General features: G+C 61.0%; 10 protein-coding genes. 7 read left to right on the top strand and 3 right to left on the bottom strand.

The window, feature by feature from the left end; all coding sequences use genetic code 11:
• Positions 1-123 precede the first annotated feature (123 nt).
• Positions 124-1,341 (top strand): PLP-dependent aminotransferase family protein, encoded by a 1,218-nt coding sequence (locus tag ACEW8N_RS15205; protein WP_373500686.1) that lies wholly within the window; start codon positions 124-126, stop codon positions 1,339-1,341.
• Positions 1,342-1,480: 139 nt separating this feature from the next.
• Entirely contained in the window at positions 1,481-2,434 is a 954-nt protein-coding gene (locus ACEW8N_RS15200) for a transporter (RefSeq protein WP_373500685.1), read from the top strand.
• A 32-nt stretch (positions 2,435-2,466) separates the two neighbouring features.
• On the opposite strand, the gene ACEW8N_RS15195 is transcribed toward ACEW8N_RS15200, so the two are convergent.
• Positions 2,467-3,927 (bottom strand): YceI family protein, encoded by a 1,461-nt coding sequence (locus ACEW8N_RS15195; RefSeq protein WP_373500684.1) that lies wholly within the window; start codon positions 3,925-3,927, stop codon positions 2,467-2,469.
• A 495-nt stretch (positions 3,928-4,422) separates the two neighbouring features.
• On the opposite strand from ACEW8N_RS15195, the gene ACEW8N_RS15190 reads away from it, so the two are divergent.
• From ACEW8N_RS15190 to ACEW8N_RS15180, 3 genes are all read left to right on the top strand, one after another.
• Positions 4,423-6,393 carry a cache domain-containing protein gene (locus ACEW8N_RS15190; RefSeq protein ID WP_373500683.1) on the top strand — a complete coding sequence of 657 codons (1,971 nt, stop codon included), beginning with the start codon at positions 4,423-4,425 and terminating at the stop codon, positions 6,391-6,393.
• Positions 6,394-6,407: 14 nt separating this feature from the next.
• Positions 6,408-6,785, top strand: a complete 378-nt coding sequence (locus ACEW8N_RS15185; RefSeq protein ID WP_373500682.1) for a response regulator — start codon at positions 6,408-6,410, stop codon at positions 6,783-6,785.
• An 80-nt stretch (positions 6,786-6,865) separates the two neighbouring features.
• Positions 6,866-8,128, top strand: a complete 1,263-nt coding sequence (locus ACEW8N_RS15180) for a formate/nitrite family transporter (RefSeq protein WP_373500681.1) — start codon at positions 6,866-6,868, stop codon at positions 8,126-8,128.
• Positions 8,129-8,272: 144 nt separating this feature from the next.
• Here ACEW8N_RS15180 and ACEW8N_RS15175 read toward each other — a convergent pair whose 3' ends face one another.
• Both ACEW8N_RS15175 and ACEW8N_RS15170 read right to left on the bottom strand, forming a co-directional pair.
• Entirely contained in the window at positions 8,273-10,111 is a 1,839-nt protein-coding gene (locus ACEW8N_RS15175) for a DUF4214 domain-containing protein (RefSeq protein WP_373500680.1), read from the bottom strand.
• A 30-nt stretch (positions 10,112-10,141) separates the two neighbouring features.
• Entirely contained in the window at positions 10,142-10,264 is a 123-nt protein-coding gene (locus ACEW8N_RS15170) for a hypothetical protein (protein WP_373500679.1), read from the bottom strand.
• A 359-nt stretch (positions 10,265-10,623) separates the two neighbouring features.
• Here ACEW8N_RS15170 and ACEW8N_RS15165 point away from each other — a divergent pair, with 359 nt between their 5' ends.
• Positions 10,624-11,031: a helix-turn-helix domain-containing protein gene (locus tag ACEW8N_RS15165; RefSeq protein ID WP_373500678.1), complete on the top strand. Its 408-nt coding sequence runs from the start codon at positions 10,624-10,626 to the stop codon at positions 11,029-11,031.
• 193 nt (positions 11,032-11,224) lie between these two features.
• Positions 11,225-11,926 carry a septum site-determining protein MinC gene (gene minC, locus ACEW8N_RS15160; protein WP_373500677.1) on the top strand — a complete coding sequence of 234 codons (702 nt, stop codon included), beginning with the start codon at positions 11,225-11,227 and terminating at the stop codon, positions 11,924-11,926.
• The last annotated feature ends 11 nt before the right edge of the window (positions 11,927-11,937 follow it).

The following is an 11,937-nucleotide window of genomic DNA, read 5'->3' as shown; positions in this document are numbered from 1 at the left end:
GGTGTCCGGTCACGGCGGCCTTGAATCTGTTATGCTGATTTTTTAGAGAATGTGTATCTGTTTTTTTTTACCACAGGGTCTAAGATGGCTTCAACCTAAAATTTTGAAGAAGGAAAAGAGGCCATGAAATTTGAACATCTGCTGGCGGCAAGAACCCTGAAGATACACGACAACGCCATCCGGGAGATCCTCAAGGTCGTCTCGCGTCCGGGCATGATCTCCCTTGCCGGCGGCATCCCGGCGCCCGAGAGCTTCCCCATGGAAATCATGAACGGCCTGTCCGCCGCGGTCATTGAAAAATACGGGTCCGGCGCATTTCAGTACGATCTCACAGAAGGGTTCATGCCTCTCAGGGAGGCCCTGTCCGTGCGGCTTGAGCGGAAGGGCGTGACGGCCTCCCCGGAGGAGATCATCATCGCGAGCGGCTCCCAGGGATTTCTGGATGCCTTGGGCAAGGTGCTGATCACCCGGGGCGACCGGGTGGCCGTGGAGGCCCCGACCTATCTGGGCGCCATCTCGGCGTTCAATCCCTATGAACCGGAATATGTCCGCCTGGAAACGGATGAGGACGGCGTGGTGCCCGAGTCCCTGGAACGAACCCTGGCCTCGGGAAGCGTCAAGTTCGTCTACCTCGTGCCCACCTTCCAGAACCCCACCGGCCGGACCATTCCCCTCGCCAGAAGACGGGAGATCGCCCGGATCATTCAGACGTACGACGCCCTTGTGATCGAGGACGATCCCTACAGCGATTTGAGATACCGGGGCGAGGCCCCGCCGCCCGTGAAAAGCTTTGCTCCGGATCACGTGGTCTACATCAGCACCCTCTCCAAAATTTTGGCGCCGGGGCTGCGGATCGGCTTCTGCGCGGCCCCGCCCCTGATCCGGGAGTGGCTGGTCCGGGTGAAGCAGGGGACCGATCTCCATACCAGCACCTTCAACCAGGCCCTGGCTGCGGAATATCTTGCCGGCGGACACCTGGAGCGTCACCTGCCCGGGATCCTTGCGCTCTACCGGCCCCGTCAGGAGGCCATGCTGACGGCAATGGCGGCCTGTTTTCCTGAAACCATCCGGTGGAGCCGACCCGAGGGGGGGATGTTCATATGGGCTGACGCAGACGGCGGGGTGGACATGGAAACGGTGTATCAGCGGGCCGTCGCGCGGAACACCGCCTTTGTGCCGGGACGGTATTTTTACGCCCACGACGGCGAAGGGAGGGGAGCCATGCGGCTCAATTTCACCCTGGCCGAAGCGGAGGAGATCCGCCGCGCCGTGAAAATCCTGGGGGAGGAGATTGATTGGGCATCGCAAAAAAAATCCGGTTCAGTTTCTGAAATGAGTTGATCTTTGCGATGGGTCATGGAATATCTTTCGGTCAACCAGGGGCGGCATTCTCCGGCGTCCGTGAAAGCGCCGCGGGCCTGTCCCGGCGCCGGGGGTGCCGCCCACCGTAACCGAACCGTATCGACCGAAGGAGGAAGAGATGAAACGGACATTCATCCGCGTGGGGATCTGTGTTGTGCTGGCGGCATTGATTGCGGCTCCGGGGGCGTCAGGCTATGACCAGCCCGCCGTCAACCTCGGGTTTACGAGCTTCATGGACGGGGGGCCGCCGGCCGGACCCGGCCTCTATTTCACCCAGTACCTCCAGTACTACGGCGCGGAAGACCTCAAAGACAACGACGGCAGCGACCTCCCCCTGCCGGGTCCGGACCTGGAGGGGTGGATCAGCCTCTCCCAGTTCATCTATCAGTCCGACCAGGAGCTTCTGATGGGCGGAAAATGGGGCCTGGATGTCATCATTCCCTATGCTTCCATCGATCTCGATTATGATGCGCCCGGTCCCTTTCCCCAGGCCAACGGGGGCGGCTTCGGCGACATCCTGGTGGGCCCGTTCCTCCAGTGGGACCCCGTCATGGGCGCCTCGGGGCCGCTTTTCATGCACCGGGTGGAGCTCCAGATGATCTTCCCCACCGGGAAATACGACGAGGACAAGGAGATCAACCCGGGCAGCAATTTTTTCTCCTTCAATCCCTACTGGACCGGCACCTTCTTCATCACCCCCCAGTGGACCGTCACCTCACGAATCCACTACCTCTGGAACGACAAGAACGACGACCCCAACCGGGCCTACGGCGATGCCGCTGACACCCAGGCCGGCCAGGCTTTCCACCTCAACTTCGCCTCCGCATACGAGGTCATTCCCGCATCTCTGCGCGTTGGTCTCAACGGGTACTACTTCAAGCAGATCAGCGAGACCGAGGTGGACGGAAACGAGGTGTCGGGGTCCAAAGAGCAGGTCATCGGCATCGGCCCTGGGCTCCTGTGGCACATTTCACCGGACAACCATTTCTTCTTTAACCTCTACTGGGAAACCGAGGCGGAAAACCGGCCCGAAGGCACCCGCGTCAACATGCGCTACGTCTATCATTTCTGATTATGCAGCCGGGATGGACGGCCCTCGGGCGTTCATCCCGGATCGGGTTCAAACAACAGGAAAAGATCGAAAACCAGGCTCCGGTTGGCCGGGGCCGGGCCGTCCGCCCCTTCGATGCCGAACACCTCCAGATCGATCCGAAACATGCCCCGGGCCAGAAGCAGGGGTTGATTGTCCGCACCCAGGACCGGTTCCATCTCCACGGCCATCTCCAATGGGACCTCTTTTCCTTTTAACCTGAAGGTGCCCGAAACCGATGCGACGGACATCCGGCCGTAGGCCAGGGGGTTGCCGTCCCCCCGCACGGCCGTGACCCGGAATGCGGCCTCGGGGTGATGTCGGACGTCCAGAAAGACGGCACCCGCGAGGACGCTGTCCAGGCTGCCGTCTCCCATGGTGACGGACGATGGATCCGCCGTCACCCAACCCGCCGCGCCCTCCAGCTTTCGCTCCCCGCTGAGTTCGAAACCTCCCCGGTATCGGGTGACCTCGCCGCGGTAGTGATCCAGCGGTGCTACGAAGTGAAACTGGATGACGGGCGGATCATCGGGGCCGGGCCGGGCCAGCCGCCATTTCCGGGGGATCGGACCCCGGGCCGCGGGCGCCGACGGGGATGCGGACGGCGCTCCGGGAAGGGGGAATCCGATCCTTTCCCACGCCGCCGCGGGCACTGTAGAAGCCACCGGATCGAACCCGTCTCCCCTGTCTGCATCGACGATCCGGTCCGCGACGGCCTTTTCCAGAATGCGCGCCGCATCCCGGAAGAGCCTCTTCCGCTCCTGCCACGGCCCGACCAGGGGGTCTTTTTTCTTCTCGAACACCGGAGATTTGCAGTCAAACTGGGAGTAGACGGCAAGCGACAGGAAGAGGGTGCCGTCATCGGCCAGCCACGGATAGAGGTCCATGTAGAAGCCCCGATCCGCGCGGGAGAGGGAAATCCCGTCCATGGTTCTGAAACGGGTCAGGCCGGTTTCCATGGCCGCGCGCGCCTCCCTGACGAAGGCGTCGTGGTCGTGAGCCCCGGGGCCCGGCGGCGGCGCGCCCGTCACCCGGGAGATCTTGATGGGAGCCCAGACCCTGGCCCGGCCGTTGGGCCAGACAAGGATGTCGTCCCTCTCGTGATCCGCCGAAGCCTGGGGAACGAACCGGGACGTGCGGATGAAATTGCGGATCCGCTCGAGGGTGGTGTATCTTCCCTGGTAGACGGACCGGCCCCGGTGGTTCTGATAAACGATGAGGGGAGTAATGGCGACTTCCGCGGGGGCGCCTTCGGCCGCATCGACTATGTGGACATGAATTTCCATGGCCTCGGCCAGTCTTCGAATCTCAGGCAGCGACTTCTCCTGGAAGGCGGCGTCGACGCGCGAGGCGCCGGGCTGGACAAAAATGATCATCTGCTCCGCCGCCGAATAAACCGGGGCCACGGAGAAGAGAATCACGACTGCGACGGATGCCGGATGGAAGAGAATCCTCACGATGTCCCCACGCCCCATTCATATCCTCCCCGTTCCGGCACCGGGCGTCCCTGCCGCCCATGCGGTCGTTCGGATCAGTTCGACCCATATTATCTTCCAAAAAAATCATTATGATCAAAAAGAATAGGGATGTTCGCCACGGGTGTCAAACACGGGCGCCTGACGAAGCCCTTTCGAAGGCCCCTCCTGGTTTGGGAAGCTCCATGGCGCGGTTCCGCCACATTTACACGATGAAAAAAATGCTGACAACCGAAGCGTTCGGCCAGCCGGGCGGCAATGGGCGCGCCAGGCACCTCCCTGGCGGGCGGGACCGCCTGCGGCGCCTTTTTCGAGAACGAAGCCTCGAAGGGGGGGCAGATAGTATTAACTATATGCAATATCTACAAAAAAATATCGGAATGGGCAGATGCACCCAGACAAAAATAATTCTGGCATTTATCTTGCTTTATTGCAGGATGTCCATGAGTACGGAAAAGGTCCGGAAATCGACTGCGTTGCTGCTTGGGAGGTACCATGCTTTATTCGACCCGTTCAAAACTCATCTTCAGTTTTCTCAGCGTCGCCCTGCTGGTCGGCACCGTATCGCTGGTGGTGGGATGGCAGCTTCTGTATGATTCGGTGTTAAATGAAGCCAATAACCGCGTGAGGCAGGACCTGAATGTGGCCCGGGTGATTTACGACGACCGGGTTGCGGCCATCCGCCTGTCGCTTGAAGCCACGGGGCTGGACAGCGGCTTCAGCGATGCGGTGGTCATCCGCGACCGGGGCCTCCTGGGCGCCAGAACGGAAAAGATCGCAAAGGCGATCCGCCTCGATTTCGCGGGCATCATCGCCGCCGACGGAACGCTTCTCTCCCGGCTCGGCGGAGGGGATGCCGCGTCGGTTCAAACGCCCGGGGGGATGGCCATCGCGCATGCCGCCCTCCAGCGGAGGCGGGCGGTCTCCGGCACGGTGGTCCTGGACAGCGGCGTTCTTCAGGCCGAGGCTCCCGGACTGGCCGAAAAATCCCGCATCCCGACCCGGTCGACCGACCCGAGCCCCCCGACTGCGGGTCAGGAGTTGCCGATCGCCGTGGAGGTGTCGGGGCTCGCCATTGCCGCTGCGGTTCCCGTCATGAAAAACGGGGGCATCGTCGGCGCCATATACGGCGGGATGCTGCTCAACCGCGATGAATCCATCGTCGACAAGATCGGTGGGACGGTCTTCCGCAACGAGGTGTACCGGGGCCATAACGTCGGCACGGCGACCATCTTCTTCCGAAATCTCCGGATCGCCACCAATGTCCTGGAAACGGCCGGCCAGCGCGCCCTCGGAACCTTCGCATCCCCGGAGGTGACCCAGCGGGTGCTGGTCGAAGGCAGGAAATGGACCGACCGGGCCTTTGTGGTGAACGACTGGTACATCACCGCCTATGAACCCATCACGGACATCGACCGTCGCCGGGTGGGGATGCTCTACGTCGGGGTCCTGGAGGCAAAATACCGGGACGTGCGGGAGAACGCCCTCTGGGTCTTCGCCGGGATCACCCTGGCCGGGGTGGCCTTCGCCATTGCCCTGGGATGCCTTCTGGCCAACCGGATCATGCTGCCGGTCCATCAACTCATCCACGCCAGCACGGAGATCTCCGCGGGAAACCTCTCTCCGCAGATCGGCCCCATCTCCAAAAGCGACATCGGCCTGCTTCAGAATGCGTTCAAGGAAATGTGCGAGGCCCTCGTGAGGCGCGATCAGGAGCATCGGGAGGAGAGCGAGAAGCGGCTGATCCAGTCTGAAAAGCAGGCCAGCATCGGCAAACTCGCCGCCGGGGTGGCCCACGAGATCAACAACCCGCTGACGGCGGTGCTCACCTTCTCCCATCTCATCCTCCGTCGCAAGGATCTTCCGGCGGAGGTCCGGCAGGACGTCGAGACCATCGCCCTGCAGACCGAACGGGTCCGCAAAATCGTCAAGGGGCTTCTCGATTTTTCACGCCAGAGCCGACTGGACACCGAACCTCTGAAACTGGAGCGGCTCCTGGAAGACTGCGTCCGCCTGATGGAGAATCAGGCCTTGATCCGGGGCGTGACCCTGCGGTACGAATCCCGGGAGGATATGCCTGTCCTGACACTGGACCGCAGCCAGATTCAGGCGGTGATGGTCAACATGATCCTGAACGCCCTGGATGCCACGGAGCCCGGCGGAAAGGTGGAGATCGTGTCGAAATTGCATGACGGCGACCGCGGGAGGGGCATTGACATTCTGGTCCGCGACACGGGGACGGGGATCGCTCCGGAGCACATGGGCAGGCTTTTCGACCCGTTTTTTACGACCAAGGAGGTCGGAAAGGGAACCGGGCTCGGGCTTGCGGTGTCCGTCGGCATCATCGAGCGGCACGGCGGAAGGATCAGCGTGGAGAGCATCCCCGGCACGGGCAGCCTGTTCACCATATGGCTGCCATGCAGCGGGGAAGCGGTAGAAACCGGCCATTCCACCACCAACCCATGAGGGCGCTATCGGCCATGAGAATACTCATTGTTGACGATGACAGGATCGTTCTGGAAAGCTGCCGAAGAATTCTGGAAGCGGAGGGCATCACCGCCCATACGGCCGAAAACGCCGAAACAGCCCGGGCCGTGCTGGAAACGGAGGGTCCTTTCGATGTGATCATGACCGACATCAAGATGCCCGGAAGCGACGGATTTGAACTGATTCGACCGATAAGGAAGACATATCCGGAAATGGCGATTCTGATGATGACCGGTTATTTGATTCCCGAAACCATCCGGAAAGGAACGGAGAGCGGGGCGGATCTTCTGATCGCCAAACCATTTACCCCTGAGGAGCTGCTCGCATCGGTCCATGATGCCGTCGCTGCCGTCAGGTTTCGAACAGAATAGACGCGTGCACACCGCGCGCCCTTCTCCGGAGGCGGAACGGGGCGCGCCAACCGGCGGAATGAGAGATGAATGGAGGAAAGATGAAAGAACGAATGCTCGTGATCGACGATGATCCCGCTGTGCTGAGATCCTGTGAGGCCATCTTCGGAGACAATGGGTTTGTGGTGGAAACCACGAACAACCCCTTGGAAGGCCTCGAACTGAGCACCCAGCGCCATTACGGCGTGATTCTGTGCGACTGGAAAATGCCCGGGTTCGACGGACTTGACGTCATCGCCCTGCTGGAGGAGCGGGCGCCCGATTCCGCCGTGGTGATGTTCAGCGGCTATCCCTCGGTCGACCGGGCGACCGAGGCCATGAAGCGGGGCGCAATGGATTTTCTCGCCAAGCCCTTTACGCCCGATGAAATCACCGAGGTGGTCGACAAGGCCGTCCGCCGGAAGCTGAAACAGGAGAAAAAAGTCTTCAGCCGGTTTGAGACCATGTGGAATAAATTCCCCATCCCCAGCCTCGACGACAAGGGGCCCAAGATCATCGCCGAGACGGTGGCCCAGAGCATCGGCGTGGCCAAGGCCAACTCGCCCTGGATCTCCCTCTTTGTTCTGGGGACCCTGGCCGGCGCATATATCGGATTCGGGGGGCTCTTCTCCGCATCCGTGACCTTCGATCTTTCGCCCGCCCTGGGCCTGGGGCTCAAGAAGCTCATCGGGGGCGCGGCCTTCAGCATCGGGCTGATGCTGGTGGTGATCGCCGGCGCCGAACTCTATACCGGCAACAGCCTCATGGTGTCGAGCGTCATGATCGGAGAGGTCACCTGGCGGCGGGTCCTGGCCAAATGGAGCGTCGTCTATGTCGCCAATCTCGTCGGTTCGGTTCTCCTGGCGCTGCTCTTCTATTTCTCGGGCCTCTGGAAGACCGGGGGCGGCCTTCTGGGGGAGACGGCGGTCAAGGTGGCCCACGCCAAGGTGAATCTGGGGTTTATGGAAGCGTTCGTCCGGGCCGTGGGCTGCAACTGGATGGTCTGCCTGGCGGTGTGGATGGCGCTGGCTTCCCGCCAGGTGATCGGAAAGATCTTTGCCATTTTTTTCCCCATCATGGGATTCGTGGCGATCGGCTTTGAACACTGCGTGGCCAACATGTACTTCATCCCCGTCGGCATCTTCCTGAACCAATGGGCCGGCGTCGCCCCGTCCGGGCTTGATATGGCGTCCCTCAACTGGACCGCTTTCTGGATAGACAATCTCCTTCCGGTGACCCTGGGCAACACCATCGGCGGCGTCGTCTTCGTCGGGTTGGGATATTGGGGGGCGTACCTGAGGCCCACGCCGCAGACCGCCGGATAACATCCGCGGGGAGCGGTCTCTCCAACAAGATAAAGGGCCATGACCCGTGCCGGCGATGTGCATGCCGGCGGGATCATGGCCCGTTGTTGGGTGGGGCGACCTGTCTTCCGTTATCCGTGAGGCGGATGCGCCCCGGAACCCGGGTCAGATGGAATTGGGCGGGTCTTCGGCGGTAATGCCGACCTGGGCGCACCGGCCTGCGAACTCCGGCGAGCCGGTGAACCCGTCGAGTACGTCGGCGCGGCTCCGGCCGCGGTTCATTTCAGAGAGCCATCCGGCAAGGCCTCCGGGATCGGGCTCCCGGTTCATCAGCGTCCGGTAGAGCGCGGTCAGGAACGCCTCGTCCGTCAGTTTCCGATTCAAGAACTCCGGACTCAGGAAGAAGCTGACGGCGAGGTCCGCGCCGCTCACCCGACCGTTTTTGAGTGCGCCCACCCATCCCCCCAGCCCGGGGGCATCGGGGGTTCTGTTCAGCGCGGCGGTATAGAAATGCGAAACGAAGGCCTCGACGGGGTCCACCGTATAGGGTGCGACGCCGTACACGCGGGCCAGGTTTGCAAATTCCTCGGAAGAGATGAACGCCTCAACGACTTCCCCGCGGGGGGTTCCCGAAGCCAGCTCCGCCGCCCATTCGTCGATCCATTCCGGATTGGGTTCACGGTTCATCAGCGCCCGGTACAGGATGATCAGAAACGCCTCATCCGTCGTGCCGCGGCGGTTGAACTCCTCGCTGGAGAGAAACCCTTCCGCGAGGTCCGCGCCGGTGACCGCACCCCGGCCTATCGCGGCCGTCCATCCCGCCAGTCCGGCCTCATCCGGGTTCCGGCCCAGAATCAGACGATAGAACCGGGCGACGAAGCCCCGGGGGGTGAACTCTTCATCCTTGCCGCCGACAGGGGGCTTATCGCAGACCTGGCCGCAGGTTGCGGTCTCTCCCTGCCACACATTGAGGCCGCCCATGTCGTACACGGAGGTAAATCCCTTGGAGAGGAGGAACTCGGCCGCGACGGCGCTCCGATCCCCGGTGTCGCAGACGACCAGGATATCGGCCTCCTGCGGAAGGTTTCCATATTTCGCTTCAAGGACGCCCGTGTCCCACGGATAGTTGACGGCGCAGGGGATATGGCCGCCGCTCTCGCAGTATTCGCTCTGTTCCCGAACATCGACGACGATCAGGTCGTCCCGGGTGTCGATCATGTTCTTGGCTTCCTGGGCGGAGATCTTGTTGTAGCCCGCTTCCGGAACCCACAGGATCCGGATGGTGATTTCATCGGAGCTGAATCCGCCGTTTTCGTTCGTCACGGTCAGCCGGAAGGTCAGCGACCCGCCGGCGGGGCCGACTTCCGGAACATCCAGCGTCGGTCGAACCGAGGCGGGGTCGGAAAGGGCAACCATCGTGACGCCGCTTTTCTGAACCCATTTGTAGGTGAGGCGGCCCCCATCGGGGTCGGAGGAGCCCGAGCCGTCCAGGACGATCTTGGATCCCTCGTCGACGGAGAGGTTGCTGCCGGCATCGGCAATGGGCCGGCCATCGTAGCCGCCGGCGGAACCGATGGATACTTTGGTGGTGTCCGTAAAGCGCTTCTCGTTGTTGGTGGTGATTTTCAACTCAAACACGAGGGAGCTTCCGTTTGCCGCCGCAGAGGGGATGGTGAAGGTCGGCTTGGGAACGGTCCGGCTCGACAGGGTGACCGGCGGGCCGGAAACCTGGGTCCATTCATAACGCTTGATCCCCATGAGGGGATAGACGGACCGTGAACCGTCCAGGGTGACGAGGGCGCCCCGGGCGGCATTCTGGTCGGGTCCGGCATCCGCGCCGGGCGGATGGTCCGAAAAGTCGTAGATCATCTCGGAAATCACGGCGCCGACTTTCATGACACTCTGTTGCATCTGCAAGAGCGTGGTTTTCGTATCATCAAAAACCGCGTCGACCCGGGTGCCCGTTTTGCTGACCTTGAAGCTGATCACGCCGCGTGTTGCCATCAGGGCAGGACCTACCCTGGAGGAAAGCTGTCAGGTGGGCATCCCGTAGATGATGAAGCCCACCTCCCGCTCCAACGCAAATGCACTCTGCTGTATGGGAAAACCGAGGCCGCAGGCGATGATCAGGGCAGCGGCGATTTTTGAAATTCTCATTGAAGTCCCTCCATGTGGTTAAAATGTTGCGAATCTGACGGCGGTCTCGAGATTGGATCCATAATATTTATAATAAGGATTTTGTTTTGAGCCATGATATACCATATCGTGGTACGCCAATCAAAGCTTTTTGTCACAAAAACATCCCCCTGAGGATGCGCGCGCGAGAAAGTGCCGATCATCGGGGAAATTTTGCACGCGCTTGCAACCGGCTATCCGCCCGCGGAGAAAAAGGCGAACCCCCTGGAAAAATGACTTGAAGATAACTGAAAGTATAGTAAGGATAGACCGGACCGCCGGGGTTGGGGAAAGCACCGTTTCAGATATGCCCTCATGAAAAAAAGCGCACGGAGCTCTGCATGGATAAAGCGGTTTTTGCAAGGATTCGGCAGCATTTGGAAAAGACGCAGCGCGAACTCGCGGCAATGCTGGGGATTTCCCTCAAGGGCGTTCAGAGCTTTGAGCAGGGATGGCGAAGTATTCCGGCCCACGTCGAGCGGCAGATGCTGTTTCTGGCCGCCATGAAAGGATGCAGGACCCGCTCGAATCAGCCGTGCTGGATGGTAAAAAACTGTCCGGATGAAATGCGGAGGACCTGCCCGGCATGGGGGCTCCAGACCCGTGATTTCTGCTGGATGGTCAACGGCATGATATGCCGCGGCCGGATTCAGAAAAGCTGGGATGAAAAGATGGAGTTTTGCCGCAACTGCGAGATGTTTCAGTCGATGACAGCCTGGTTTGCCGTTTCCGAAGAGCCGACCGAATAGGGGCGCCCGGGTCGCCGCCGTCCGGGCCGGGCGCCGGGTGCGAGATCCATTCGCCGCGCCGGTCGGTTCCATGGAGTTATTGACAGGATAGGCGATCTTCTCTATAGTTCGGGCGAGTTCTTTCAGGATGATTGCCGCACAGCGCCTATATTGCGGCGGCGGCAAGTGATTACGTCAAACGCGAATGGAAGTTATGGATCAGGAAAAAACCCCAGTCAGGCTCAAGGGTGTCGGAAAAAACCTGTGCATCATCGTCGATCCTCTGGAAACCAACGAGAATCTTGTCAAGGAGATCACCCGGCTCATGAATGAGCTGAAGGATCAGGTGGTTGACAGTTGCGTGACTCTGGATGTCGGGACCGGTGAAGGGCATGAGGATCTGGTCACCGAACTTTCGGGGTTTATCAAGGAGACCTTCGGCGTCGGATCGGTCATCCGTCCTGAAAAGAAAAACAAGGTTTCGAAGCGGCCGGTTCAACTGGAAGAGCGCATTCGCATTCGAGACATGGAACAGTCCTGGCATCACTACAGCACCGACGTGCTCATGCTGGCCGGCCGGGTTCGTTCCGGGCAGAGGGTCGCCGCCGAAAGGCATCTCATCATCCTGGGAGACGTCAACCCCGGCGCCGAGGTCATGGCCGGCGGAGACGTCGTTGTCCTGGGTAGCCTCAAGGGGACTGCCATCGCCGGACAGCCCGACAACGACGAGAACATCGTATTCGCCCTGGATTTCCGGCCGACCCAGATTCAGATCGGCAGCTTTGTCGCGGCTGGCCTTCCGTCCTCCCCTGGAAAAATTGCTGAATTTGCCCATGTTGAAAACGGCGCCATCGTGGTGGATAATTATCTGGATGTCAATCCATTTGGGCGGTTGCCCTGGCCGCAGGTGCGCTGAACGCACCGTAT

Origin of the sequence: Desulfococcus sp., assembly GCF_041737845.1 — a bacterium.
Lineage (GTDB): Bacteria > Desulfobacterota > Desulfobacteria > Desulfobacterales > Desulfococcaceae > Desulfococcus.
The sequence above is the reverse complement of the archived record's forward strand: the minus strand, read 5'-3'. Positions and strand labels throughout refer to the sequence as shown.